Genomic DNA, 25,930 nt, shown 5'->3' on the forward strand with positions numbered 1-25,930 from the left:
TTCTTTCAACCCAACCAGATCTTGCGGCGAAGCGCGCTGATGAAATTCTGGACCTCTGCGGTGTCATGCGCCAAGGGCGGCATCACGCCCCAGACCGGCCGCGGCCAGGCCGCGTCACTGGTGCGGCGCGCGATGATGTGAACGTGAAGCTGCGGCACGAGATTGCCGAGCGCGGCGACATTGAGCTTGTCGCATTTGGTGATCTCTTTCAGCGCGCGCGAGACGCGGGAGATCTCCGTCATCAGCTGCGCCTGCTGCACCTCGTCGAGATCGATGATCTCGACCGCGTCGGGACGCCGCGGCACCAGCAGCAGCCAGGGATAATGCGCATCCTTGATGACCAGCACCTTCGACAGCGGCAAATCGCCGATGTCGATCGTGTCGTCTTTCAGGCGGGAATGCAGCGACCAGGCGGGTTCGGGCATAGGTGTTTCCGGATGGCCCGATGGGGTCGGGCTTGTTTGATCCGACCATACGATAGGGAGTCAAATTGGGGAAGCATATGGACCGCATAGGCGGTCGTCGTCCCAGACAAGCTTACGCTTGCCCGGGACGACAGCTGAGTTTGTAGCGTTGGCGGCTGCCTTACGCCTCCGCCAGCACCCGCGCATTGGCGCGGATCGAGGCTTCGCTGACGCGGATGCCGAGGCCCGGTCCATCCGGCACCACGACATGGCCGTTGCGATTCGCAACGCGTTCTTCCAGCACGTCTTCGGTCAGCACATGATGCGGCATGTAGAACTCGCAGCCGAGCGAGATGCCCGGCGTCGCCGCAATCAGCTGTGTGCCTGCGGCGAGCCCGATGCCGCCCTCCCACAGCGTGCCGCCGTAACCGGGCAGGCCGGCGATGTCGGCGATGGCCATGATCGCCTGCGCCTCGAACAGGCCGCCAGCCTTCATCAGCTTGATCGAGACAGCATTTGCCGCCTCGCGGCGCACCACCTCCATCATGTCGCGGCGGTCGAAGCAGCTTTCGTCGGCGAGCACGGGCGTTTCCAGCGCCGCGGTGAGCTGCGCCATCACGTCGAGAAACTTGCGCGGCACCGGCTGTTCGATGAAGGTCGGCGCGAACTCTTCGACGTCGCGCAGGATCTTGATGGCGCCGAACGGCGCCAAGGCCTGGTTGTAGTCGACGCGCAGGTCGATCTTGTCGCCGAACTCCTTCCGGATCGCTGCGAGATGGTCGAGGTCCTCGCGATGCGGCTTTACGCCGGTCTTGACCTTGTAGATGACATTGCCGTCCGGAACCATTTTCCGCATGCGGTCGAGATCGGCGGCAAAATCCGGATCGGCGATCGAGAAGGAGAGCGGGATCGTATCGCGGACGCGGCCGCCGAGCAGGTCGGCGACCGACAGGCCGGACGACTTGCCGACGATGTCGAGCAGCGCCATCTCGATTCCGACCTTGGCCTCGGCGTGGCCGACCAGCGCACGGTCGAGCTCGGCCATGAGTGCGCGGATGCGGCGCACCGGCTTGCCGAGCACGATTGGGCGCAGATAGATATCAAGCGCGGAGAAGGCTGCCTCCGGTGTTCCCGTGAACACCTCCCACGGCGCGGCCTCGCCCCAGCCGACCACGCCGTCGCTGGAGGTGAGCTCGATCAGCACGCGCTTGACCGTGCCCTTGACGTTGCCGACGCCCTGCAGGCGCGCCATCTTGATCGGGCTTTCGATCAGGAACAGCCTGATGCGTTCGACCGTTGCTTGGCTCATGTCAGGCCTCCATTGACGTGCCAGACCTGGCCGGTGACGTAGGATGCTTTTGGCGACGCCAGGAAGGCGATGATCTCGGCGACTTCCTCGGGCCGCCCGCGGCGGCGCATCGGGATCAGCGCTTCTGTGGCAGCGATCTGCTCGGGCGAAAGCCGGCTCTCGCTCGGCTTGTCCTTGATGATGAGGCCGGGTGCAACTGCGTTGACGGTGATGCCGTCGCTGGCCAGTTCAATTGCGGTGAGCCGCACCAGCGCTTCCAGTGCGGCGCGGCTGGCAGCCGTCGCTGCGAAGGGCGCAAATTCGGGCCGGATCGCGTGGGCAACGAACGATGACACCGCGACAATCCGTGCATCGCGCCCTGCGCGAAGGAGCGGAAGCGCGGCAGCGACCATTCGCGTGAAGGCCAGCGCTGACTCATCCATCGCCTGCCGGAACTGATCCGCCGGCGTGCCGATCGCGCTGCCTCGCCGAGCGTGGCCGCCGACCAGGATCAATCCGTCGAGCCGGCAGAAGGCGGCTTTCACGGCCGCGATGGCGTCGGCGGCGACGTTCTCCTCGGCAAGATCGCCAAGGCACTTTGAGACGACGGCGCCCTTCGCTCCGGCGTCCGCGGCGGTGGCGTCGAGACCCTCTGCGTTCGAGCGCGTGTGCAGTAGCAATCCGATGCCGGGCGCTGCGAGCAATTTTGCGGTGGCGCGGCCGATGCCGCTGGCAGCACCGGTGACGAGATAAACGCGGTTGATATCGGACATCACGATGCCGTTGTGGCCGGCGGCAATGCACCGGTGCGGTGGAAATGGCTGAGGAAGGCGCGTGTCGCGGCTTCCTTGGGATTGTCGATCACCTGCCGCGCCGGGCCTTCTTCCACCACGACGCCGTCGCGCATGAAGATGAGGCGGTCGGCGACCTCGCGGGCGAAGGCAATCTCGTGCGTCACGATCACCATGGTCATGCCCTCGGACGCCAGTTGCTGGATCACGTTCAAGACCTCGCCGACGAGCTCGGGATCGAGCGCCGACGTCGCCTCGTCGAACAGCATCACATCAGGTTCCATCGCCAGTGCTCGGGCAATCGCGACGCGCTGCTTCTGTCCGCCGGAGAGCGTCGCCGGATATTGATCGGCTTTTTCGGCGAGACCCACCTTGGCGAGTTGGGCGCGCGCGAGCGTCTCGGCGTCCGCCTTGGCCATCCGCCGCACCGTGACAGGTCCCTCCATCACGTTCTGGAGCGTCGTCATGTGCGGGAACAGGTTGAAATGCTGAAACACCATGCCGGTGGTGGCGCGGAAATTTGCCAACGTCCTCACGTCCGGCAGTTTTGAACCGTCACCGAACGCAAAGCGGGTGTCACCGACGCGGACGCTGCCGCCGTCGGGCACGACCAGGAGATTGATGCAGCGGAGCAGGGTCGACTTGCCGGAGCCTGATGGCCCGATCAGCGCGACGACGCCGCCCTTGACGACGTCAAGATTGATGTTCTTGAGGACTTCGTTGCTGCCGAAGCTCTTGCGAAGGCTGCGGATCTCGATTTTCGACGTTTCGCTCATTCGCTGACCGCCAGTCGCTTCTCGCCGCGGCGGACGAGGATGGTGAGCGGAATCAGGATCGCCGCATAGGCGACCGCGACGGCGGTGTAGGTCTCCAGCGGCCGGTAGCTGTCATGGGCGGCGACCTGGCTCTGATAGACCAGATCAGGCACCGCCAGCACCGAGACCAGCGACGTATTCTTGAACTGGATGATCGACTGGTTCATCAGCGCAGGGATCATGCGCTTGATCGCCTGCGGCAGCACGATGCGGCGCATGGTCTGTCCAGGCGTCATGCCCAGCGCGGCGCCGGCTTCGGATTGGCCCTTGTCGATCGAGATGATGCCACCGCGGATGATCTCGGAATAGAACGAGCCGCCATAGAGCGAGAGCGCCAGCGCCGAGGCCGTGATCGGCGTCATCTCGACGCCGGCGAGAATCGGCAGCGCGTAATAGAACCAGATCAGCTGCACCAGGATCGGCGTGCAGCGGAACGCCTCGATGAAGGCGAGCGCGAGAAGACGCAGCGGCTTGAAGCGCGAGAGCGTGCCGAACGCCCCTAGCAGGCCGAACAGCAGCCCGCACACCACGATGACCACGGTGAAGCCGACCGTGACGCCAAGCCCGTTGAGAAACAGCCAGCGATAGGTCCAGAGGATGCCGAAGTCCCACTGATACATGCGTGTCTTCTTGCTTCACCTCTCCCGCTTGCGGGAGAGGTCGCATCGCATCGCAGATGCGATGCGGGTGAGGGCTCTTTCCTCTGGGGGAGTCTTGCCAGCGGAGACACCCTCACCCCGGCCCTCTCCCGCAAGCGGGAGAGGGAGAGGAGCGGTGCGCGCGGCTCGCGCTTGCCCCAAACGGATCACTTACAACGATACGCCCGGCGGAATGTCCGCTTCCGTCACGCCCACCAGCTCCATGTTGGTGATGATCGCGTTGCGGATGAAGCCGAGGCCCTTGTTGAAGTCGATCCAGGTGTTGACGTAATCGCGCCAGGTCTTGTCGGCCTCGCGGCGGAAGCCGGCATTCGACGTCGTCGCGAAGATCGGCGTCGGCAGCACGAGCTGGCCGAGCGAGGGGTTCTTCTTCAGCACGGTCAGCGACAGCATCGTGATCAGGCACTGCGCGTCGACGCGACCGGTCTGTAGCGCGGCGGTGGCGTCGTCGGCGGTCTTCAGCCGGGTGATCTGCGCCTTGGGCGTCAGGCGGCTGACGACCTGGTCGTGCGAGGAGCCCTGGTCGACCGCGATCTTGATGTCGGGCGAGTTCAGCTCGGCCCAGCTCTTCGGCTTGAAGTCCTTCTTGCAGAGGATGGCAAAGGCATTGTTGAAGACCGGCACCGAGAAATCGATCACCAGTGCGCGCTTCGGGGTCGGGTTGAGGCCGAAGAAGATGTCGATCTTGTTGGCCTGCAGATCGAGCACCGAATTGCCCCAGGTGGTCTCGGTGATCTCGAGCTCGGCCTCCATGTCGTCGGCGAGACCCTTGGCAATGTCGATGTAAAAGCCCTTCCACTGACCGCTGGAGAGATCCTTCATGTAATAGGGTGCGCCGCCGCCGACCGCGCCGATCCGCATCTTCTTGGTCCGGCGGATGCGGGCGAAGGTCGATTCGTTCGAATCGGCGCTCTGGGCCACCGCCGGCGAAGCCAGCGCGGCCGCCGTCATCGCGCCAAGTCCGACAATCGATGCAACATCACGACGTGTAACCATTGGGATCACTGCTTTTCTGGTTGGGACGGGTTCCGGCAGGTTTCATACCAAGGCGGCACTATCAGTGAAAGCACAGCCTATCGGCTGGGCAGATCGGGAATTGCCCGGATGCTGGGCAGGCGCCGGCGATCGAGGGCGATAGCCGCTTGCTTTCCGGTCCTTTTGGCCCCAAATAGAGACCGGGAGATTGGCGGTGGACGAGCCACTCGCCAACCGGGTCAGGTCCGGAAGGAAGCAGCCCTAACGAGGTCCGGATCGGGTCGCTCGTCAGTCTCCTACCTGTTTTTCCGAGCGAACCAGCGCCGGCGGCGCCAGCCGCCAGCGCGCTCCTTTCCGCAAAAGCCGGCCAAGAGACATTTCATTGCGGATCGACCGATGACCGACGCTGGCGCCCCTCCCAACCCCGACAGCGCCGGCCCGGCCGGCAATGCGCCTTACCGGGTGCTGGCGCGCAAATACCGTCCCTCGAGCTTTGACGATCTGATCGGCCAGGAGGCCGTGGTCCGCACGGTCTCCAATGCGTTCGAGACCGGGCGCATTCCACAGGCCTGGATCCTCACCGGCGTCCGCGGCGTCGGCAAGACCACCACCGCGCGCATTTTGGCCCGTGCGCTCAACTACGAGATGCCTGATGGTTCGGTGAAGGGCCCGACCATCCACATGCCGACCCTCGGCGTGCATTGCCAGGCGATCATGGAAAGCCGGCACATGGACGTGCTGGAGATGGACGCGGCCTCGCACACCGGCGTCGACGACGTCCGCCAGATCAATGACAGTGTGCGCTATGCGCCGGCCAGCGCCCGCTACAAGGTCTACATCATCGACGAAGTCCACATGCTGTCGACGGCGGCGTTCAACGCCTTCCTGAAGACGCTGGAGGAGCCGCCGGAGCACGCCAAATTCGTGTTCGCCACGACCGAGATCCGCAAGGTTCCGGTCACGGTGCTGTCGCGCTGCCAGCGTTTTGATCTTCGCCGCGTCGAGGCGGACGTGCTGATGAAGCACCTCGCCAACATTGCCACGAAAGAAAATGTCGAGATCGAGCCGGAAGCGCTCGGCATCATCGCGCGCGCCGCCGAAGGCTCGGTACGCGATTCGCTGTCGCTGCTCGACCAGGCCATCGCGCATGCCGCGGGGCAGGTGAAGGCCGATGCGGTCAGGCAGATGCTGGGGCTCGCCGACCGCACCCGCGTCATCGATCTGTTCGATTCGCTGGCGCGCGGCGACATCGCGAGCGCCTTCAGGGAATTCCGCGACCAGTATGACGTCGGCGCCGACCCGATCGTCGTGCTTTCGGACCTCGCCGAATTCGTCAATTTCGTCACCCGCGTGAAGATCGTGCCTGCGACCGCCGACAACGTCGCTTATGGCGAGACCGAACGCGTGCGCGCGAAGGAGTTCGCTTCGAAAATCTCGATGCGCGTGCTGTCGCGGATGTGGCAGATGCTGCTCAAGGGCATCACCGAGGTGCAGGCCGCGACACGCCCCGCCGCGGCCGCCGAGATGGTGCTGGTGCGCATTGCCTATGTCGCCGACCTGCCGACCCCGGACGAAGCGATCAAGATGCTGGAGCAGAACGGCGGCGGCTCGCCGGTCGTGAGCAGCGGCGGTGCTGCGCGCAGCGGTGCGCCGGCCGCGCCGGTGGCCTCCGCAGCGCCGGTTCGCATGCCGACGGCGTCGCCGCCTTCGTTTGGCGGTGGCGGAGCGCGGCCGCAGATGGCGGCGCCCGCGCCGGATCCGCAAGGCACGGCGCCCGTACTGCGCGTCACCAGCTTCACCCAGCTCGTCGCGCTGGCCGGGCAGAAGCGCGACATCATGACCAAGAGCGCGCTCGAAGGCGATATGCGCCTCGTTCGTTTCGAGGAGGGCCGGCTCGAGGTCGCGCTGGAGCCGAATGCCTCCAGGACCATGATCTCGGAGCTTGCGAAGAAATTCGAGCTGTGGACCGGCCGGCGCTGGACCGTGATCGTCTCCAACGAGCAGGGCCAGCCGACGCTGCGCTCGGTGAACCAGGCCGCCAAGCAGGAGCATGCGCGGACCGCGGAGGCCGATCCGCGCGTGCAGGAGGTGCTGTCGCGCTTCCCCGGCGCGAAGGTCGTCGAGGTCCGCAGGCTTGCTCCCGAGACGCCGGAAGCCAATATAAACGCTGACTATGGCAGTGACGATCCGCCCGACGGTTCCGACGCCGACGACGATCTCTGAGCCATTCTTTCTTTCCAAGGACATGCACCCATGGCTGATTTTCTCGGCATGATGAAGCAGGCGGCACAGCTGCAATCCAAGATGCAGGAGATGCAGGAGCAGCTTGCCAACGTGGAAGTCGAGGGCATCTCCGGCGGCGGCCTCGTTGCGGTGCGCATGACCGCGAAGATGGACGTGAAGGCCGTCAAGATCGATCCCTCGCTGATGAAGCCGGAAGAGCGCGAGGTGCTGGAAGACCTGCTCGTCACCGCCATGGGCGATGCGCGCCGCAGGGCGGAGGCCGCGATGCAGGAGAAGATGCAGGCTCTCACCGGTGGGCTCGGCCTGCCGCCGGGGTTGTTCGGCCAATAAGATGGGCGCTGTTGCAGGTCCCGAAATCGAACGGCTGGTCCAGCTGCTCGCACGGCTGCCGGGCCTCGGTCCGCGATCGGCGCGGCGCGCGGCACTGCATCTGATCAAGAAGCGCGAAGCGTTGATGATGCCGCTGTCCTCGGCCATGCAGGTCGCGCTCGACAAGGTCGAGGTCTGCAAGACCTGCGGCAATATCGACACGCAAAATCCCTGCACCGTCTGCACCGATCCGAAGCGCGACCCATCCATCATCGTCGTCGTCGCCGACGTCGCCGATCTCTGGGCGCTGGAGCGGGCCAATGCCACCCAGGGGCGCTATCACGTGCTAGGCGCGACATTGTCGCCGCTCGACGGCGTCGGCCCGCAGGATCTGACCATCGACGCGCTGGTGGCACGCGCCCATGATTCGCAGGTGCACGAAATCATCCTGGCGCTGAATGCGACGGTGGACGGCCAGACCACGGCGCACTACATCACCGACCTGCTTCAGGACGCCAATGTGAAGGTGACGCGGCTCGCCCATGGGGTTCCCGTCGGCGGCGAGCTTGATTATCTCGATGAAGGTACGCTATCGGCAGCGATGCGGCAGCGGACCCTGTTCTAGCCATCCAAGACATCTCACGGAACGGACGACATGACGAAACTTTTCGCCACACGATTGGCTTTGGTCGCGACGATGGCAATGCTGGTGACCCCGGCGATCTCCGCGCAGCAGGGCGACGAGGCCGCGCCGCCGTCGAAGCCCGGCAAGCCGATCAATGCCGGCGACGTGCTGTCGGGCGAGTTGAACGCGATGAAAGTGCGCGACGTCAAGAAGGCCGGCAAGCGGATCCCGATGTACCAGATCACCTCCGAGCCGCGCCGCCTGCCGGCGCCGAACGGGCTGTGCAACCTCGAGACCGGCCCCGAGACCTTCCAGCTGGTCACCTCCAGCGACGCCCAGGCCACGCAGTTGAAATCATTCGTCGGTAAGGAAATCTCCGTCAAGGTCGACGAGATCGCCTGCGCCAGCGATGCTGGCCAGATGAGCGAAGCCGTGATCACGAAGTGGAGCTTGATCAAGAAGCAGTAGGGGGCAAGTGGGGTGCCGTAGGGGGCAAGTAGGTGCCGTAGGGTGGGTTAGCTGCCGTAGGGTGGGCAAAGCGAAGCGTGCCCACGACCTCTTTCGAATTCCTGGCGCGATGGTGGGCACGGCGCAAGTGCGCCTTTGCCCACCCTACGAGACCTTTAAACCCTTACCGGCCCCAGCGTCTCGAAATGCGCGCGCTTCTGCAACCAGGCCAGCAGCACCAGGCTCGGAATTGCCACCAGCACGCAGATCACGAAGAACAGCGGCCAACCGGTCGTCTCCGCGACGAAGCCCGCACCTGATGAGAGATAGGTGCGCCCCACCGCCGCGAGTGCGGTGAGCAGCGCATATTGCGTCGCCGTGTGCAGCGGGTTCTGGCACAGCGCCGAGAGATAGGCCACGAAGATCACGGTGCCGATGGCGCTGGTGAAATTCTCGGCGCAGATGGCGAACGCCAGCGCCCATTGATTGGTGCCGACGATGGCGAGCCAGGAGAAAGAAAGGTTGGCCAGCGCCTGCACCATGCCGCCGATCCAGAGCGATACCGCAAGCGGATAGCGCCGCGCGACGAAACCGCCGGCAAAGCCGCCGATCAGCGTCGCGGCCAGGCCGACGCCCTTCACGATCGCCGCATAATCATTGCGGGAGAAACCGAGGTCGATCACGAACGGCGCGGTCATTGTCCCGGAGAACGCATCGGTGAACTTGAACAGTACCACGAAGGCGAGCGCGGCGAGCGCATCCTTCCGTGACAGGAATTCCGAGAAAGCGCCGATCGCCGCGCGCAGCACGCGCGCGAATGCGGTCTCTGTTTTCGTCGCAGCTTCAGCCCGGACCGATTGCCCGGGCTCGGTCGCCGCAAGCGCCGTGATCGTCCCGATCAGCACCATCGCCGCCATCACCACATAGCCCCACATCCAGGCCGATGTGCGGGTGATGCCGGTGCTCTCGAAGCCGGAGACGATGAACAGCGCGCCCGCGGTCGAGACCAGCATGCCGATGCGATAGGCCGCGACATAGGCGGCCATGCCGGCAGCCTGCTCGCTCTCGGGCAGGCTCTCGACGCGGAAGGCGTCGACCACGATGTCCTGCGTCGACGACGTCGTCGCCACCAGCAGCGCGCCGAGCGCGACATAGAACGGCGAGCGCGCGGGATCGGTCATAGCCAGCAGCAGGATCGCGACGATCAGTAGCAGCTGCGAAAACAGTAGCCACCCCCGACGCCGCCCGAACGCGCGCGTGAACAGCGGCACATGCAGCGCGTCCACCAGCGGCGCCCACAGGAATTTCAGCGTGTAGGGCGTGCCGACCAGCGCGAACAGCCCGATGGTCTTGAGGTCGACCCCGGCCTCGCGCATCCACACCAGCAGCGTCGAGCCTGACAAAGCCAGCGGCAGGCCGGAGGAGAAGCCGAGAAACAGCACGATCAGCACCCGCGGCTGCAGGTACACGGCAAGACTTTCGCGCCAGGAGGGCGCAGGGGCGGAAGTCGCGGCGGCTGGGGAGGTCGCGTCGGGTGCGGTCATGGAGAGGTGTTAGCAGATTCTGGCGGCGGTGCCTCGTCTCCCTCGCCCCGTTGTTACGAGGAGAGGTTAGATCACTCCCCCGCCTGGAGCTTCCGCGGGAACAGCTCGCCTGCGCCCGCGGCCACCAGCCGTGGCCCCTCGGCCGGCGCGTCGCTCTTGCTGAAATCGAGCTCCTCGATTCGTCCGGCACGTTTCTCGATTTTGTCGGCGGAGATCAGGATCTGGCGGACGTCCTCGTTTGCGTCGGAAAAATGTTTCTGCAGTTTGACCACGCGCTCGCGCAGGCGTCCCAGATCGTCGCCGAGCTTGATCACTTCGGTCTGGATCTGGTCGGCGGCATCGCGCATGCGCGCGTCCTTCATGATCTGCTGCATCACCTGGATCGCGAGCATCAGGAGCGAGGGCGACACCAGCACGACGCGGGCGCGGTAGGCCTTCTGGATCACATCGTCGAAACCGTCGTGAATCTCGGCGTAAACCGATTCCGACGGCACGAACATCAGCGCCATTTCCTGGGTTTCGCCGGTGACGAGATATTTCTCGGCGATGTCGCTGACATGCTTCATCACGTCGCCGCGCAGGCGCTGCGTGGCGACGCGCCGCTCCTCGTCGGTGCGGGCGTCGTGCAGCGCCGTCATCGCCTCCAGCGGGAACTTGGCGTCGATGCAGAGCGGGCGCTGGTCCGGCAGGAACACGACGCAATCGGGCCGCTTGCCGGTCGAGAGCGTGAACTGGAACTCGTAGGCCCCCTTGGGAAGGCCGTCCTGGACGATCGCCTCCATCCGCGCCTGGCCGAAGGCGCCGCGCGATTGCTTGTTGGCGAGCACGTCGCGCAAGGTCGTCACCTGCGTGGTGAGATCGGTGAGGTTCTTGTGGGCGCTGTCGATGATGCCGAGCCGCTCATGCAGCGCGCGCAGGCTCTCCATGGTGTTGCGGGTCGAATGTTCCATGGACTGGCCGACACGGTGCGTCACCGAATCCAGCCGCTCGTTGACCGCCCGCGCCATCTCGGCCTGGCGGCCGGCCAGCGCCTGGGTCATGGCGTCGACCCTCCCAGAGGATTCGCTCTGGGCGCGCAGCACTTCGCTCAGGCGCTCCTCGAGCTCATCGGCCCGGATCGCGTGCGCCATGGCGAGTTCCGCGCCCCGCCGCCCGGATCGCGCGATGACGATGGCGATCACCACCAGCAGGACGAGCACGAGGGCGCCGAAGCCGATAAGCGCATCGATCGTGCGCACCGGCCAGTCGCCGAGCATGAAAATGATCTCGTTCATGCCGACCGTTCTAGCCGATTCGCCGAGGCTCGCGAACGAATAGCGAACGCTTATGGTTAACCGCCCCCTAATTTTTATGGTTAACGAAGCCTGAAGTTTTATGGTTAGCGAAGCGTTAACGGGTTCCCGGCCGCATTGACCGGTTGAAGGCAGCGGCTTAAATCGCGGCCATGGCCCTCAGAGAAATCATCATCCTGCCCGACAAGCAGCTGCGTCTGGTCTCCAAGCCGATCGAGAAGGTCACCTCGGAGATCCGCAAGCTTGCCGACGATATGTTCGAGACCATGTACGACGCGCCCGGCATTGGGCTGGCCGCGATCCAGATCGCGCAGCCGCTGCGGCTGATCACCATGGACCTCGCCAAGCGCGACGAGAACGGCGAGACCAAGCCGCTGCCGCGCGTCTTCATCAACCCCGAGATCATCGCCTCCTCCGAGGAGCTGTCGATTTACGAGGAAGGCTGCCTCTCGATCCCCGAATATTACGAAGAGGTCGAGCGCCCCGCGAAGGTGCGCGTGCGCTTCACCGATCTCGACGGCAAGGTGCACGAGGAGGACGCCGAAGGCCTCTATGCCACCTGCATCCAGCACGAGATCGATCATCTCAACGGCGTGCTGTTCGTCGACTATCTGTCGAAGCTCAAGCGCGACCGCGTGATGAAGAAGTTCGAGAAAGCCGCCAAGCGCGCGGAGTAGTTACGTCCTCCGCCGTCATGCCCGGGCTTGTCCCGGGCATCCACGTTCTCTAGCGCCGCGGGCAGGAAGAACGTGGATGGCCGGGACAAGCCCGGCCATTACGCGTACCTTGCTCGCTTCCGAGGATTGTCTCGCCACATGCCCCTCCGCCTGATCTTCATGGGCACGCCCGATTTCTCCGTGCCGACGCTGCTCGAACTGGTCGCGCATGGCCATGAGATCGTCGCCGTTTACACCCGCGCGCCGAAGCCGGGCGGGCGGCGCGGGCTGCAATTGCAGCCGACCCAGGTCGAGGAGGCCGCGCGAAAACTCGGTGTGCCCGTGCTGACGCCGAAGACGTTGAAGACTGAACAAGCGCTGGAGGAGTTCCGGGCGTTCGACGCCGATGCGGCCGTCGTCGTCGCCTACGGCATGATCCTGCCGCAGCCGATCCTCGATGCGCCAAAACTCGGCTGCTACAATCTACACGCTTCCCTGCTCCCGCGCTGGCGCGGCGCGGCGCCGATCAACCGCGCGATCATGGAAGGCGATGCCGAGAGCGGCGTGATGGTGATGAAGATGGATGTCGGTCTCGACACCGGCGACGTCGCGATGGCCGAGCGCCTCGCCATCACCGACAGCATGACCGCGGCCGATCTGCATGATCGCCTGTCCCGGCTCGGTGCCGATTTGATGGTGCGCGCCATGGCTGCGCTTGCCCGCGGCGGGCTCCAACTGAAGAAGCAGAGCGAGGACGGCGTCACCTACGCCGCCAAGATCGACAAGGCCGAGGCGCGGATCGATTGGAGCAAACCTGCGCGCGCGGTGCTGCGCCACATCCACGGCCTGTCGCCGTTCCCCGGCGCCTGGGCCGAGCTCGACAATGCGCGCGTCAAAATCCTGCGCTGCGAGCTGGCGGAAGGCTCGGGCGCGGGCACTCCGGGCGCGGTGCTCAACGATAAGCTGACCATCGCCTGCGGCGAGGGCGCGATCCGCATCATCGAGCTGCAGCGCGAGGGCAAAGGCCGGATGCAGGCCGCGGAGTTCCTGCGCGGCGCACCCGTGAGCCCGCCGATGCGGTTCGGTTGATGCCCCGCTACAAGCTCACCATCGAATATGACGGCGCGCCGTTCTTCGGCTGGCAGGTGCAGGAGACGCTGCCCTCGGTGCAGGGCGCGCTGGAGGCAGCCGTGAAGGCGATGACCGGCGCGGGTCTGCGCGTGCATGGCGCCGGCCGCACTGATGCCGGTGTCCACGCGCGCGGTCAGGTGGCGCATGTCGATGTCGACAAGCAATTTCCGCCGGGCCGCTTTCGCGACGGACTCAACGCGCATCTGCGGCCGCATCCGATCGCGGTGCTGGAGGCCGAGATCGTGCCTGACAGCTTCGAGGCGCGCTTCTCTGCTTTGAAGCGGCACTACCGCTACCGCGTGATCAACACCCGCGCCAATCTCGCCCTCGACATCGGCCACGCCTGGCGCGTGCCGCGCCGGCTCGATGCCGACGCGATGCATGCGGCGGCGCAGCGCCTGCTCGGCAAGCACGATTTCACCACCTTCCGCGACACCGAGTGCCAGGCCAGATCGCCGGAGAAGACGCTCGATCAGCTCGACGTGCTGCGCGACGGCCGCGAGATCACGATCATCACCTCGGCGCGCTCGTTCCTGCACAGCCAGGTCCGCTCGATGGTGGGATCGCTGGTCTGGGTCGGCGAGGGCCGCTGGACCGCCGACGATCTCTCCGCAGCACTGGCCGCGCGCAACCGCGCGGCGTGTGGCATCGTGGCGCCACCGGACGGGCTGTATCTGATGAAGGTGGATTATTGAGGTTCTTCGCCTCTCTCCGCTTGCGGGAGAGGGAGAAGAACCTCACCCAAAATACCGCGTCAAAATCCCGCGATACACCTTCGTCAGCTTCTCCAGATCGGTCACCGGCACGCGCTCGTCGATCTGGTGCATGGTCTGGCCGACCAGGCCGAACTCGATCACCGGGCAATAGCTGGAGATGAAGCGCGCATCCGACGTGCCGCCTGAGGTCGACAGCTCCGGCTTGCGGCCTGTCACCTCCTCGATCGCGGCCACCGCGAGGTCGGTGAACGGGCCGGGCTTGGTCACGAACACGTTGGAGTTGGAGGGCTCCCAGACGATGCGGGCGCGGATGCGGTTGCCGCAGGCTTTGGCGAGGCGCGTCTCGACCAGCTCGCGCAGGGACGCCTGGGTGTGGTTGTCATTGTAGCGGATGTTGAATTTCGCGCGGGCCTCGCCGGGAATGACGTTGCTCGCCTTGTTGCCGACGTCCACTGAAGTAAATTCGAGGTTGGACGCCTGGAATTGCGCGCTGCCATGGTCGAGCGGCTCGTCGGAGATCGCCACGATCAGGCGCGAGATGTCAGGCACCGGATTGGAGGCACGATGCGGATAGGCGACGTGGCCCTGCACACCGTCGACGACGAGCGTGCCGGATTGCGAGCCGCGGCGGCCGACCTTGATGGTGTCACCGAGCGTCTCGACATTGGAGGGCTCGCCCAGCACGCAATGGTCGAACTTCTCGCCGCGCTCGGCGGCCCATTTGAGCAGCTTGATGGTGCCGTTGATGGAGACGTCTTCCTCATCGCCGGTGATCAGGAACGAGATCGAGCCCTTTCCATCGTCACGCGGCTTGCCGCCATTGGCGGCGAGATGCTCCAGGACAGCAGCGACCGAGCAGGCGATGCCGCCCTTCATGTCGACCGCGCCGCGGCCGTGCAGGACCCCGTCCTTCACCTCGCCGGAGAACGCGCCGACGCTCCATGCGCTCTCGTCGCCCGCCGGCACCACATCGGTATGGCCGGCAAAAGTGAGATGCGGCCCCTCGTTGCCGATCCGCGCATAGAGATTGTCGACGTCGGCAGTGCCTTCCTCGCTGAAGGTCACGCGGTGGCAAGTGAAGCCGGCGGCAGAGAGGATTTTCTCGAGCACCCCGAGCGCACCGGCATCTTCAGGGGTTACCGAGGGACAGCGGATCAGATCGCGGGCAATGGACAAAGCATCGGTCATGCATTCCGCTTAACATGCATGCCGCCGGGTGGGCTAGCACTGGGCGGGACAAATTCGATCTCGCGGCTCTGGTCCCAGCTTTTGGCAGGGGGCGTGGCGGAGCGGTCCTCGATGTCGGCCAGCGGATCGGGGCCGAACCGGTTGCTGCCCTCGCTACCACGCATGCAGAACATCTCGACCAAGCCCCACAGCCACAAGATGGACGCGACCAGCCAGAACGGAAGCATCCAGTAGGAGTCCGGCAGCAGGTCCGAGAACTGGTTGTACAGGCCGGGCAGGAAGAAGAACGAAACGATCCACCAGCCATTCCTGTCGCGATCATGCAGCCGCTTGATGGAGGTCGCGAGAAAAATCCAGAGGAACAGCGACAGGCCGAGCGCCTTCAGGATCAGATTCGTGCGATCGAGGGAGGCCAGCGAGCGATAAGCGCGGGGATCGACCAACTTGAAGAGGTCGTCGAGGCCGAAGTCAAAATCGAGTTTCAGCGATAGCTTTAACGCCCCGTCGGCACTGACGAGGTGGATCACCTGGCCGATCACACCGAGCAGCGCCGCCAGCAACGCCACGATCAGCAGCGCCTGCCACAGCAGGGCGCGGTTGATGCGGCCGTCGAAGCGGAAGAGGTACCAGGTCCAGTCCATGCGATCGGCTCCGGAGGGACGTCGCCGCCCGGACGTTGGTCGTGATGAAGGGAGTGGGGGTTCGATGAGGTCTCGGTGCGTTCCGCGCGCGGATTTGCACTGCGGAATCTATCTCGCGCTATGCGGGGCGGAGCCAGAACGGCGAAGAAAATCCGGAAGCCCCTGCGGCTCGGGACGCGACGTGGCGGCGGCAGCACGAGCGGTGCGCGTCGGATCCGGCCCGAACCGGTTGGGCCCGTCGGTCCCTGGCAGGAAAAACAACTCGATGACGATCCATGTCTGCAGGAGGGACAGGGCAATCGCCAACATCACGAGCAGCATCTCCCCGGCGATCGGGATGTCGACGCCGAACGAGAGTCCGAAAAAGGCGCCGTAATAGAGGTAGGAGAGACGATTGATGACGACAACGGCAAGTGCCCACCAGCCGCTTCTGTTGCGGTCGTGAAGCCTTTTGGCCGTCGTGGCCATGTCGATCCACATCATTGGGATCGCGGCGATCCAGCTCAAGGCTTGTGGTGACGAGACCAGAAATAACGGCTTAAGCCAGGTCACGCCCCAGAGCGCGAGGAGAGCCAGCTCCACGACGAGGTATCTGGCGCGGTTGAGGCGGCCCTTGAAGCTGAACAATAGCCAGACGAAGTCCATCGCCACCTCCGGACCGTGCTCTGCGGCTCGCGGTTCCGCAGGTTGGTCGTACCAGGCTGGACTTCGGTTCGACTGCCGGGCTCTAATCCCGCAGCAGCTCGTTGATGCTGGTCTTGGACCGCGTGCGCTCGTCGACGCGCTTGACGATGACGGCGCAGGCGGTGCTGGGGCCGATCTGGCCGTTCTTCATCGGCTTGCCGGGCAGCGCGCCGGGCACCACGACCGAATATTCAGGCACTTCGCCCATGAAGACCTCGCCGGTCTCGCGGTCGACGATCTTGGTCGAGGCCCCCAGAAACACGCCCATCGCCAGCACCGCGCCCTTGCGCACGATCACGCCTTCGGCGACCTCGCTGCGCGCGCCGATGAAGCAATCGTCCTCGATGATGACGGGTTCGGCCTGCAGCGGCTCGAGCACGCCGCCGATGCCGGCGCCGCCGGAGATGTGCACGCGCTTGCCGATCTGCGCGCAGGAGCCGACGGTGGCCCAGGTGTCGACCATGGTGCTCTCATCGACGTAAGCGCCGAGATTGACGAAGGACGGCATCAAGACGACATTCTTGGCGATGAAAGCCGAGCGGCGCACGATGGAGCCGGGCACGGCGCGGAAACCCGCATCACGAAAACGGTTCTCGCCCCAGCCTTCGAACTTCGAGGGCACCTTGTCCCACCAGGTCGCCTTGCCGGATCCGCCCGGGATAACACCCATGTCGTTGAGGCGGAACGACAGCAGCACGGCCTTCTTCAGCCATTGATTGACCTTCCACTTGCCGTCAGCGCCGCGCTCGGCAACGCGCGCCTCGCCCTTGTCCAAGGTCTCTAGCGCCTGGTCCACGGCCTCGCGCACCTCGCCTCTGGTCGAGGTCGAAATGCCGTCACGCGCGTCGAAGGCGCTGTTGATGGTGGATTCGAGGGCTGCAAGGGACATCGGGATTTCCTCTGGGGAAGGCGTGGTTTCGCGTGAATTGGAGCGCTTTTTCGGGATTTGAGGGGGCTGAGTCAAGGCATACTCCGCCGTCGTCCCGGGTCTGCGCTTACGCTTGCCCGGGACGAAGGCGGTTATCGTGGCGACAGCCTGCCCAAAAACCCCGTCAGATCGTCCGTGACGTGGTCGACATGGGCGGCGTCCCGGCCTTCCAGTTCCCAGTCTTCCCGCACGACCTCTTTCGTTCCATCCGGCACCACCAGCACGGTGGTCATGCCGAGCTGGTGCGGAACGGTGAGGTTGCGGGCGAGGTCCTCGAACATGGCGGCGCGCGTCGGATCGACCGAATGGTCGGAGAGGAATTTCCGATACGTCTGCTCAGCCGGCTTCGGCTCGAACCCGGCGGCGATGATGTCGAACACGCCGTCGAAATGGCCGGCGAAGCCGAGCCGCGCCAGCACCGCATCGACATGGTCGACCGAGCCGTTGGTCAGGATCAGCTTGCGCCCCGGCAGTTTTGCGATGGCTTCGCCGAGCGCCGGGTTCGGCTCCAGCGGCGAATGGTCGATCTTGTGGACGTAGGCGAGATAGTCGTCGGCGGAGACGCCGTGCAGGGTCATCATGCCGCGCATGGTGGTGCCGAAGCGCCGGTAATAGTCCTTCTGGATGTTGCGCGCTTCCGCCGGGCCGACGTTCAGCCAGTTGCAGACGAACTCCCCGATCCGGGCATCGACCTGCTGCCACAGATTGACGTGATGCGGGTAGAGCGTGTTGTCGAGGTCGAACACCCAGGTGTCGACATGGTCGAAGCTGCGGAGCGAAGTCATCAAAACCCTCTCGATCACGGCACCGCGAAGCGCAGCGTCTTGCCGCCGCTCGACATGTCGACCGCGCCAAAGCCCGTTGCCGAAAATCCGCGCGCGCCGCAATCGGTCTGCTCGTTGGTCTCGAACTTGGTTTCGCGCGTGCACAGCTGCCTGTCGCCGCCCCAGTTCAGCGGCCTGTCCTTCAGCTTGACGGCGCGGTTGTCGCCATCGACGGCTTCCGCGAAGCTGAAGATCTGTTTCGGCTGGCCTGTCACATCGGGGTGCAGGCAGGTCTTGGGATCGATGCGATACCAGCCGCGGCTGGTCACGGACCTGCCGTCGTCGGTCGCGATCGCCGCCATCACCTTGTGCGGCGTGTCGTTGCACCAGGTGAGGCCGGTCGCAGACGGCGTCTGCACCGCATCGACCATGGTCTTGAAGAAGGTTGGCGAGCCCACGATGTCCGACGACAATCCGCGGCTTTTCAGGAACGCGGCTAGCGCGGCTTGCGTCTTCGGCCCGTCGACGCCGTCGATCGGCGCGGCGTCATAGCCTGCGATCACCAAGAGGCGCTGGATGCCGGCGAGGCGGGCCTGCTCGTCGTCATATTCGGAATCCTCGGCGAGGTAGGCGGCGAGGTTGCCGTCCGCGCCTTGCGTCGGCGTCACCTGCGTGAACGCGACTTGGGTCTGGCCGCTGCGGCACTGCCGTGCCGCCGCAATGACGAAATTGTCCTGTGCCACGCACAGCATGTCGCGGCCGTTCTGCGGGATCGGGGAGGCGCCATAGACCCCGAGCGCCCGGGCGTGGAGCAGGATGCGGTCGGCCGTCAGCGTGCCCTGCACCATCACGCGGCAGGTGGCGGGATCGATCCTGAACCAGCCCCGCGTCGCGGTCGCGGCCTTGTCGTCGATGCCGATCGCGGCCTCGACGACATAGGACATGCGGTTGCAGATCTTGAGATCGGCGAAAGCGGGCGCGGAGGAGAAGAAGAACGAGACCGCTGCGGCCGGCAACGTCATCAGGAAGCGGGTGAGGGGGGAGCGGCGGTGTTTCGGCCCACTCGAGTCGTCATGGCCGGGTTTGTCCCGGCCATCCACGTCTTTTTTGCCACGAGAAGAAAGGTCGCGGATGCCCGGGACAAGCCCGGGCATGACGGCTCTCATGCGTGGCGTGTCTCGTTTCACTTGTGGATCAGCGTGCCCGTGCCCTGGTTGGTGAAGAGCTCGAGCAGCACCGCATGCTGCATCTTGCCGTCGATGATGACGACGCCCTCGACGCCCTGCTCGAGCGCGTAGATGCAGGTCTCGACCTTCGGGATCATGCCGCCGGAGATGGTGCCGTCGGCGATCAGTTTTCGCGCGTCCTTGACGGACAATTGCGGGATCAGCTTCTTCGACTTGTCGAGCACGCCCGGCACATCGGTGAGCAGCAGCAGGCGTTTGGCCTTCAGCGCGCCGGCCACGGCTCCTGCAAAGGTGTCGGCGTTGACGTTCAGCGTCTGGCCTTCCTTGGAGGTCGCGAGCGGCGCCAGCACCGGGATCAGCTCGTAGCCGATCAGCTGGTTGAGTAGCGTGAGATCGACCTTCTCGGGGTCGCCGACGAAGCCGAGATCGATCGCCTTCTCGATGTTCGAGCCCGGATCAATGATGGTCCGCGTCGTCTTCGACGCTTTGACCATGTTGCCGTCTTTGCCCGACAGCCCGACGGCCTTGCCGCCGGCCTCGTTGATGTAGCCGACGATCTGCTTGTTGACGGAGCCGGCGAGCACCATCTCGACGATCTCGATGGTCGCGGCATCGGTGATGCGCAAGCCCGCTGCGAATTCCGAGACGATGCCGAGACGCTTGAGCATGGTCGCGATCTGCGGCCCGCCGCCATGCACCACCACCGGATTGATCGCGGTCTGCTCCAGCAGCACGATGTCGCGGGCAAAATTCTTCGCGGTCTCCTCGTCGCCCATGGCATGGCCGCCATATTTGATGACGATGGTTTCCTCGTCATACTGCTGCATGTGCGGCAGCGCTTCGGACAGGATGCGGGCCTGGTCGAGCGGGGAGATGTCGGTCATGTCGCGGTCTCGCTGGCGGGTCTAACGCGGCCTGCGTTCTATCCGATTGGCGGGCGGGGCGCAAAGTGGTCTTCGTGCCCCGGACGCAGCAGCGCTTCTTCAGCGGTGCGCTGCAGAGCCGGGGCCACGTGGCTGCTGGATCCCGGCTCTGCGGAGCGTCACCATAGCGCGTCGAAGACGCGCGTAAACGCGCTTTAGGTGCCGCACCGCGTCCGGGACACGAGCGTCACTTCCGCGCCACCAGCGCCGCCAGCGTCATCGCGAGCCAGCCCGCAATCATTACCATTCCACCTGTCGGTGCGGCCATCGGAAACAGCGCGTGCCCGGCATATTGCCGCAAGCTGAGGTCGCCCGCGAACAGCGCGGCGCCGATCGCGAAGCCGAATGCGGCCACGACGCCAATTCCGTCACGCAGAAGGCCGCGCGCGAGCAGGGCTGTGGTCGCAAGTATGGCAGTTGCATGAAACAGCAGCATGGCGCTTGCCGTGGCCAGCCGGCTCGCATCCGCGCCGTGAGCGGCGGCGGCGGCCAGCGTGACGCCGGCGGCGCCCATCAAGCCGGCAAGCCCGATCAGCAGGCGATGGGCCACCATCACTTGCTCCGCTCCTCCAGCAGCTTCGCCATGGCTGCGCGCAAGCTCTCCATGCCGGTCGAGCTGCGCGACGATGTCGCGAGCACATTCGGGAACGCGGCCGGATGTTTGGCCAGCGCGGCCTCGGTCTCGATGATGCGCGCTTGCAGCTCGGCGGCCTTCACCTGGTCGGCCTTGGTCAGCACGATCTGATAGCTGACCGCGGAGCGGTCGAGCGTCTTCAGAACTTCGAGGTCGACGTCCTTGATGCCGTGCCGCGCGTCGATCAGCACGTAGACTCGCGCGAGGCTGGCGCGCCCGAGCAGGAATTTGTGGATCAGTTCGGTCCAGGACGCGACCTGGCTCTTGGGCGCCTTGGCATAGCCGTAGCCGGGCATGTCGACGAGGCGCAGGTCACCCTTGCCGGGGACCTCGAAGAAGATCAGCTCCTGGGTGCGGCCGGGCGTATGCGAGGTGCGCGCCAGCGCGTTGCGACCGGTGAGCGCGTTGATCAGGCTCGACTTGCCGACATTGGAGCGGCCGGCAAAGGCGACCTCCAGCCCCGCCATCGGCGGCAGCGTCTGGATCGAGGGCGAGGCCCAGATGAACTGCCAGTCGCGGGCAAACAGCTTCCGCCCGGCCTCGATCAGCTTCGCATCTTTGTCGTCGGTCATGCGAAGGCTCTTTCCTTTCGTCGTGGCCGGGCAAAAGCGCGAAGCGCGTCTTCCCGTTCAAAATGTCCCGGCCATCCACGTCTTGTTACTGGGCGAGCTTCCAAAACGTGGATGCCCGGGACAAGCCCGGGCATGACGATGTGGAGGCGGTTTGCCTTGCAGTGACGGCGCCTACGTCGCCTTCCGCACGAACGTCGCCTTCAGATTATCGAACAGCTCCACCTTCACGCCGTTGCGGCGCATGATGTAGCTCTGCTGGACCACCGAGAGCAAATTGTTCCAGGCCCAATAGATCACGAGGCCTGCGGGGAAGCCCGCCAGCATGAAGGTGAAGATCAGCGGCATCCAGTTGAAGATGATCTGCTGCGTCGGATCCGGCGGCGTCGGGTTCAGCTTCATCTGGAACCACATCGTGATGCCCATGATGATCGGCCAGATGCCGAGCGCGAGGTAATGGCCGAACACCGGAATCGTGGTCGGATCGAACGGGATCAGTCCGAACAGGTTGAACAAATTGGTCGGATCCGGCGCCGAGAGGTCCTTGATCCAGCCGTAGAACGGCGCATGCCGCATCTCGATGGTGACGAACAGCACCTTGTAGAGCGAGAAGAACACCGGGATCTGGATCAGCACGGGAAGACAGCCGGCGACCGGATTGATCTTCTCCTTGCGGTAGATTTCCATCATCTCCTGCTGCTGCTTCACCTTGTCGTCCGGGTAGCGCTCTTTCAGCGCCTGCAGCTGCGGCTGGACCGACTTCATCTTCGCCATCGAGGCGTAGGACTTGTTCGCCAGCGGGAAGAACAGCAGCTTCACGATCACGGTCACGAGCAGGATCGAGATGCCGAAATTGCCGAAGAAGCGGAAGAAGAAGTCGAGGCCGAGGAACATCGGCTTGGTGATGAAGTAGAACCAACCCCAGTCGATCAAGAGATCGAAATGGTTGAGGCCGAGCTCCTTGTTGTAGCCGCCGTGGCCTGCCAGCGGGAAGTTGATGCCGACCACGCCGGCTTCCTTAGCGCCCGCGAACAGCCGCGCATTCGCGGTGGCGGAGCCGCCGATCGCGACGGTGACGGGATCGAGCAGGTAGTCGGTCTGGTAGGTGTGGACGTTACCTGATGGGTTCGATGAGAACCGCGCCTGCAGCTTGGCATTGGTGTCGGGTAGCAGTGCCGAGGCCCAGTACTTGTCGGTGATGCCGAGCCAGCCGTTGGTGACGTTGTTGAAGTTCACCTGCTTGGATTCGTCGACCTTCTTGTAGGCGTATTCCTGCAAGCCCTGGTCGCCGAGATAGCCGATCAGGCCTTCATGCAGGATGTAATAGCCCGAGACCTGCGGCGCGCCGTGGCGCGAGATCAGCGCGAACGGGTAGAGGGTGACAGGCGCATTGCCGACATTGCTCACCTCATCCTTGACGGTGAAGAGATAATGCTCGTCGACTGCGATGGTGCGGCGGAAGGTGAGGCCGTCGCCATTGTCCCATTTCAGCACCACCGGCGTCGTCGGCGTCAGGCTGCCGCTGCCGTCCTGCTGCCAGACGGTTTGCGCATCAGGCATCTTCGCCGTCACGCCCGTCGCCGCGACCCAGCCGAACTCAGCGTAATAGGGTTCTGCGGTGCCCGACGGCGAATAGAGGATGATCGGCGGCGACTTCGGGTCGACGGTTTCGCGGAATTGCACCAGCGCGATGTCGTCGATGCGGCCGCCCTTCAGCGAGATGCTGCCGGCAATCCGCGGCGTCTCGATCTTCACGCGCGGGCTGGCTGCGATCGCGGCGTCGCGGGCGACGACCGGCTGAGCCTGGTTCGCGGCCGGCGTCGACGGTTGAGCGGTGCCGGGCTGCGGCGCGGCGCCCGGCGTCGCAGGCGCGCCGCCTGGCGTCGCGGACGCCGTCGGCTGCGGCGTGCCCTTCTGGAGCTCGGCCTGGGTCTGCTGCTGGGCGCGCTGCTTCTCCATCTGCGGCACATTGTAGAAATACTGCCAGGCGATCAGCACCAGGCCGGAGAGAATGACGGCGAGGATGGTATTGCGATTGTCGGTCATCACTATTGTCTCGTCATCAATCCGGTTTGCGGCTGGTCGCTGCGGCGTGGCCTGGCCTCGGGCCGCGCGCTTTGTGCGTATGCCGCGCGGGCTTCGTGAACGCCATGCGCAGATCGTCGAGCATGGTGGCGAAGTCGCGCGCGAGCGCGTCCCTTCGGCCGACCAGCACATAATCATGGTGGGGCTGCATCGACACCGGATCGAGCCGCTTCACCAGTTCGCGAAGCCGGCGCCGGATGCGATTGCGCTCGGGGGCGTTGCCGTTCTTTTTGGTAACGGTGAAGCCGATCCGGATCGGGCCGCCGTCATCGCGGGGGCGGCTTTGCAGGACGAACGCGGGACTATTCACCCGCGCGCCATTGGCAACGGCGAGGAAATCCGCCCGCTGCCTCAGCCGATCCATGATGAAATCCCGGAAAAGGGGGTCCGGCTCAGGCGCTCAGACGCTTGCGGCCGCGGGCGCGGCGGGCGGCGAGAACCTTGCGGCCGCCGGCAGTGGCGAGACGGGCACGGAAGCCGTGACGGCGCTTGCGCACCAGTTTGCTGGGTTGATAAGTCCGCTTCACGGGTTTTTCTCCGCTGACCGGGCAATTTGCCTGTAGAATTGATGATAAAGTCCGGAAGATGCGGCCCAAAACGGGCCGTTTCCGGCCCCAAGAGAGCCGCTCCCGGTGTCGCACCGGGTCATCGCGGACAATTTGCGCGGCTTATAAGCGAGCGCCTTGTTTTCGTCAACGCCGCACAAGCGCGCGTTTCCGGTGAATATCGCTGTTTGCGCGGGGTTTTTAACCCTTGAGGTAGCGACTCGCGATATCAGCGCTTACATCCCACCTCGGCAGATTAGCGATCCGTAATTTGACCCGACCGGGGTCGGGCCGCATCTTCAGACCGCCATTCCTTCACCGGCCAAGGCAGCAAGGGGCGAATTTCGTGGCAGCGACAGACCTCCAGCCGATCCAGGATCAGGATCAGCCGGACCCGCCGGCGATACGTCCGCGTGGGACCCGCGGGCTTGGGCTGTCAGGCAAGCTGCTGCTGCTCACCATTCCCCTGGTGATGATCGCTGCCATCCTGCTCTACGTACCCGCCATTGCCAACTTCTGGGTCAACCGGTTGAACGACCGAGTCGCGGCGGCCAACACCGCGGCGCTGGTGCTGGATGCGGCGCCGCTCGGCATGGTTCCCGATTCGCTGTCGCGCCAGATCCTGAAAAGCATCAACGCCCGCGCCGTCGCCATCAAGATGGGCCAGCAGCGCCGGCTGCTCGCCAGCGACAACATTCCCGCCGCCATCGAGCACGACATCGACCTGCGCGACATGACGGCGTGGGAGGCGATCACCGGCTCGTTCCGGATGATGCTGGAAACCGGCAACCAGGCCATACGCATCGTTGGCCCCGGGGTCGGCAATGCCCAGTTCATCGAGATCGTCACCGACGAATTGCCGCTGCGCAAGCAGATGTACCGCTTCTCCCGCAACCTCGTGGTGGTCGCGCTGATCATCGCGGTGTTGACCGCGGGCCTCGTCTATCTCGCGCTTCATTACCTCTTCGTGCGCCCGATGCGGCGGCTGACCGCGAGCCTGGTCGGCTTCCACGAGAACCCGGAAAGCTCGGCGGGAATCATCGTGCCGAGCCAGCGCAGCGACGAGATCGGGGTCGCCGAGCGCGAATTGTCGGACATGCAGCGCGATTTGATGTCGATGCTGAATCAGAAGAGCCGCCTTGCTGCGCTCGGCCTCGCCGTGTCCAAGATCAACCACGACCTGCGCAATCTGCTCGCCTCGGCGCAACTGTTGTCGGATCAGCTCGCCAGCGTGCCGGATCCGCGGGTGCAGCGCTTTGCGCCCAAGCTCGTGCGCTCGCTCGAGCGCGCCATCGCCTTCTGCCAGTCGACGCTGTCCTACGGCCGCGCCCAGGAGGCCGCACCGGACCGCCGGATGATTCTGATCGAGCCTGTCGTGCTGGAGGTGCGCGAGACCGCGGGCCTCGCCTCCGATGCCTCGATCGCCTGGGTCGCCGCGATCGAGCGCGGGCTGGCGGTCGATGCCGACCCCGATCAGCTGTTCCGGGTGCTGCTCAACCTCGTCCGCAACGCCGCCCAGGCGCTGGAGAGTCATTCCTCGGGCGACGGTGGCCCGCAGCAGATCCGGATCACCGGAAAACGCGAGGGCGCCGTGGCGATCATCGAGGTGTCCGACACCGGCCCCGGCGTGCCCCAGAAGACCCGGGAGCACCTGTTCGAGGCGTTCCAGACCTCCGGCCGCCCCGGCGGCAGCGGTCTGGGCCTTGCCATTGCCGCCGAACTGGTCCGCGCCCATGGCGGCGACATTCACCTGGTCGAAGGCACCATCGGCGCCACCTTCCGCATCGTCATCCCCGACCGCCCCGTAGAGCTCCTCTCCATCCGCAACGAACGGGCGCGGGCGTAAGGCGGCCAGAGGCCGAGTTTTTCCGTCATTCCGAGGTGGT

General features: G+C 65.0%; 28 protein-coding genes and 1 other RNA gene. 9 read left to right on the plus strand and 20 right to left on the minus strand.

Features of this window, described 5'->3' with window-relative positions:
- Positions 1-5: 5 nt before the first annotated feature.
- The 6 genes from IVA79_RS33725 to IVA79_RS33750 form a co-directional block, all read right to left on the minus strand.
- Complete coding sequence (locus IVA79_RS33725; RefSeq protein WP_247561408.1) at positions 6-425, minus strand: HIT family protein; 420 nt, start codon at positions 423-425, stop codon at positions 6-8.
- Positions 426-585: 160 nt separating this feature from the next.
- On the minus strand, positions 586-1,713 hold the full coding sequence (locus IVA79_RS33730; protein ID WP_247561409.1) for a muconate cycloisomerase family protein: 1,128 nt from the start codon (positions 1,711-1,713) through the stop codon (positions 586-588).
- Positions 1,710-2,465 (minus strand): SDR family oxidoreductase, encoded by a 756-nt coding sequence (locus tag IVA79_RS33735; RefSeq protein WP_247561410.1) that lies wholly within the window; start codon positions 2,463-2,465, stop codon positions 1,710-1,712. Before IVA79_RS33735 ends, IVA79_RS33730 begins: the two co-directional genes overlap by 4 nt.
- On the minus strand, positions 2,465-3,259 hold the full coding sequence (locus IVA79_RS33740) for an amino acid ABC transporter ATP-binding protein (RefSeq protein ID WP_247561411.1): 795 nt from the start codon (positions 3,257-3,259) through the stop codon (positions 2,465-2,467). Before IVA79_RS33740 ends, IVA79_RS33735 begins: the two co-directional genes overlap by 1 nt.
- Positions 3,256-3,918, minus strand: a complete 663-nt coding sequence (locus IVA79_RS33745) for an amino acid ABC transporter permease (protein WP_247561412.1) — start codon at positions 3,916-3,918, stop codon at positions 3,256-3,258. Before IVA79_RS33745 ends, IVA79_RS33740 begins: the two co-directional genes overlap by 4 nt.
- A gap of 189 nt (positions 3,919-4,107) precedes the next feature.
- Positions 4,108-4,953 carry a transporter substrate-binding domain-containing protein gene (locus IVA79_RS33750; protein WP_247561413.1) on the minus strand — a complete coding sequence of 282 codons (846 nt, stop codon included), beginning with the start codon at positions 4,951-4,953 and terminating at the stop codon, positions 4,108-4,110.
- Between the two features lie 182 nt (positions 4,954-5,135).
- On the opposite strand from IVA79_RS33750, the gene ffs reads away from it, so the two are divergent.
- The 5 genes from ffs to IVA79_RS33775 all read left to right on the plus strand — a co-directional run bounded on the left by ffs (position 5,136) and on the right by IVA79_RS33775 (position 8,578).
- Positions 5,136-5,232: signal recognition particle sRNA small type (ffs, locus tag IVA79_RS33755), an RNA gene on the plus strand.
- Between the two features lie 96 nt (positions 5,233-5,328).
- Positions 5,329-7,155: a DNA polymerase III subunit gamma/tau gene (locus tag IVA79_RS33760; protein ID WP_247561414.1), complete on the plus strand. Its 1,827-nt coding sequence runs from the start codon at positions 5,329-5,331 to the stop codon at positions 7,153-7,155.
- 30 nt (positions 7,156-7,185) lie between these two features.
- A complete protein-coding gene (locus IVA79_RS33765; RefSeq protein WP_194404772.1) occupies positions 7,186-7,506 on the plus strand; it encodes a YbaB/EbfC family nucleoid-associated protein in 321 nt (106 codons plus the stop codon).
- Position 7,507: 1 nt separating this feature from the next.
- Complete coding sequence (recR, locus tag IVA79_RS33770) at positions 7,508-8,110, plus strand: recombination mediator RecR (protein ID WP_247561415.1); 603 nt, start codon at positions 7,508-7,510, stop codon at positions 8,108-8,110.
- Between the two features lie 30 nt (positions 8,111-8,140).
- On the plus strand, positions 8,141-8,578 hold the full coding sequence (locus tag IVA79_RS33775; RefSeq protein WP_247561416.1) for a hypothetical protein: 438 nt from the start codon (positions 8,141-8,143) through the stop codon (positions 8,576-8,578).
- 155 nt (positions 8,579-8,733) lie between these two features.
- Here the strand turns inward: IVA79_RS33775 and IVA79_RS33780 are convergent, their stop codons facing one another.
- Together IVA79_RS33780 and rmuC are read right to left on the minus strand one after the other, a co-directional pair.
- Positions 8,734-10,101 (minus strand): MFS transporter, encoded by a 1,368-nt coding sequence (locus IVA79_RS33780; protein WP_247561417.1) that lies wholly within the window; start codon positions 10,099-10,101, stop codon positions 8,734-8,736.
- A 71-nt stretch (positions 10,102-10,172) separates the two neighbouring features.
- The gene (gene rmuC, locus IVA79_RS33785; protein WP_247561418.1) at positions 10,173-11,375 is read right to left on the minus strand and encodes a DNA recombination protein RmuC; all 1,203 of its coding nucleotides are present in this window, start codon (positions 11,373-11,375) and stop codon (positions 10,173-10,175) included.
- 170 nt (positions 11,376-11,545) lie between these two features.
- Here rmuC and def point away from each other — a divergent pair, with 170 nt between their 5' ends.
- From def to truA, 3 genes are all read left to right on the plus strand, one after another.
- Positions 11,546-12,070, plus strand: a complete 525-nt coding sequence (def, locus tag IVA79_RS33790; protein ID WP_247561419.1) for a peptide deformylase — start codon at positions 11,546-11,548, stop codon at positions 12,068-12,070.
- Between the two features lie 138 nt (positions 12,071-12,208).
- Positions 12,209-13,138, plus strand: a complete 930-nt coding sequence (gene fmt, locus IVA79_RS33795; protein ID WP_247561420.1) for a methionyl-tRNA formyltransferase — start codon at positions 12,209-12,211, stop codon at positions 13,136-13,138.
- Entirely contained in the window at positions 13,138-13,875 is a 738-nt protein-coding gene (truA, locus tag IVA79_RS33800) for a tRNA pseudouridine(38-40) synthase TruA (protein ID WP_247561421.1), read from the plus strand. The genes fmt and truA overlap by 1 nt, the downstream gene beginning before the upstream one ends.
- Before the next feature lie 42 nt (positions 13,876-13,917).
- Here the strand turns inward: truA and dapE are convergent, their stop codons facing one another.
- From dapE to rpmH, 12 genes are all read right to left on the minus strand, one after another.
- Positions 13,918-15,084, minus strand: a complete 1,167-nt coding sequence (gene dapE / locus IVA79_RS33805; RefSeq protein WP_247561423.1) for a succinyl-diaminopimelate desuccinylase — start codon at positions 15,082-15,084, stop codon at positions 13,918-13,920.
- Positions 15,081-15,725 (minus strand): DUF805 domain-containing protein, encoded by a 645-nt coding sequence (locus IVA79_RS33810; RefSeq protein ID WP_247561425.1) that lies wholly within the window; start codon positions 15,723-15,725, stop codon positions 15,081-15,083. Before IVA79_RS33810 ends, dapE begins: the two co-directional genes overlap by 4 nt.
- Before the next feature lie 108 nt (positions 15,726-15,833).
- The gene (locus tag IVA79_RS33815; protein WP_247561427.1) at positions 15,834-16,370 is read right to left on the minus strand and encodes a DUF805 domain-containing protein; all 537 of its coding nucleotides are present in this window, start codon (positions 16,368-16,370) and stop codon (positions 15,834-15,836) included.
- Positions 16,371-16,452: 82 nt separating this feature from the next.
- Complete coding sequence (dapD, locus tag IVA79_RS33820) at positions 16,453-17,298, minus strand: 2,3,4,5-tetrahydropyridine-2,6-dicarboxylate N-succinyltransferase (protein WP_247561428.1); 846 nt, start codon at positions 17,296-17,298, stop codon at positions 16,453-16,455.
- Between the two features lie 131 nt (positions 17,299-17,429).
- A complete protein-coding gene (locus IVA79_RS33825) occupies positions 17,430-18,122 on the minus strand; it encodes a pyrimidine 5'-nucleotidase (RefSeq protein ID WP_247561430.1) in 693 nt (230 codons plus the stop codon).
- A 14-nt stretch (positions 18,123-18,136) separates the two neighbouring features.
- Positions 18,137-19,123 (minus strand): DUF1036 domain-containing protein, encoded by a 987-nt coding sequence (locus IVA79_RS33830; protein ID WP_247561536.1) that lies wholly within the window; start codon positions 19,121-19,123, stop codon positions 18,137-18,139.
- A 161-nt stretch (positions 19,124-19,284) separates the two neighbouring features.
- Positions 19,285-20,172 (minus strand): acetylglutamate kinase, encoded by an 888-nt coding sequence (argB, locus tag IVA79_RS33835; protein WP_028140832.1) that lies wholly within the window; start codon positions 20,170-20,172, stop codon positions 19,285-19,287.
- A gap of 226 nt (positions 20,173-20,398) precedes the next feature.
- Positions 20,399-20,764, minus strand: coding sequence for a DUF423 domain-containing protein (locus IVA79_RS33840; RefSeq protein WP_247561431.1), 366 nt, complete (start codon positions 20,762-20,764; stop codon positions 20,399-20,401).
- Positions 20,764-21,417: a ribosome biogenesis GTP-binding protein YihA/YsxC gene (yihA, locus tag IVA79_RS33845; RefSeq protein WP_247561432.1), complete on the minus strand. Its 654-nt coding sequence runs from the start codon at positions 21,415-21,417 to the stop codon at positions 20,764-20,766. Before yihA ends, IVA79_RS33840 begins: the two co-directional genes overlap by 1 nt.
- 171 nt (positions 21,418-21,588) lie before the next feature.
- On the minus strand, positions 21,589-23,460 hold the full coding sequence (gene yidC, locus IVA79_RS33850) for a membrane protein insertase YidC (protein ID WP_247561434.1): 1,872 nt from the start codon (positions 23,458-23,460) through the stop codon (positions 21,589-21,591).
- Between the two features lie 16 nt (positions 23,461-23,476).
- Entirely contained in the window at positions 23,477-23,863 is a 387-nt protein-coding gene (gene rnpA, locus IVA79_RS33855) for a ribonuclease P protein component (protein WP_247561435.1), read from the minus strand.
- A gap of 28 nt (positions 23,864-23,891) precedes the next feature.
- Positions 23,892-24,026, minus strand: a complete 135-nt coding sequence (gene rpmH, locus IVA79_RS33860; RefSeq protein WP_008542748.1) for a 50S ribosomal protein L34 — start codon at positions 24,024-24,026, stop codon at positions 23,892-23,894.
- A 364-nt stretch (positions 24,027-24,390) separates the two neighbouring features.
- Between rpmH and IVA79_RS33865 the strand changes: the two genes are divergently transcribed.
- Positions 24,391-25,890 carry a HAMP domain-containing sensor histidine kinase gene (locus tag IVA79_RS33865; RefSeq protein WP_247561437.1) on the plus strand — a complete coding sequence of 500 codons (1,500 nt, stop codon included), beginning with the start codon at positions 24,391-24,393 and terminating at the stop codon, positions 25,888-25,890.
- Positions 25,891-25,930: the final 40 nt, after the last annotated feature.

Origin of the sequence: Bradyrhizobium sp. 138 (assembly GCF_023074075.1) — a bacterium.
In the GTDB taxonomy this organism is placed as follows: Bacteria; Pseudomonadota; Alphaproteobacteria; order Rhizobiales; family Xanthobacteraceae; genus Bradyrhizobium.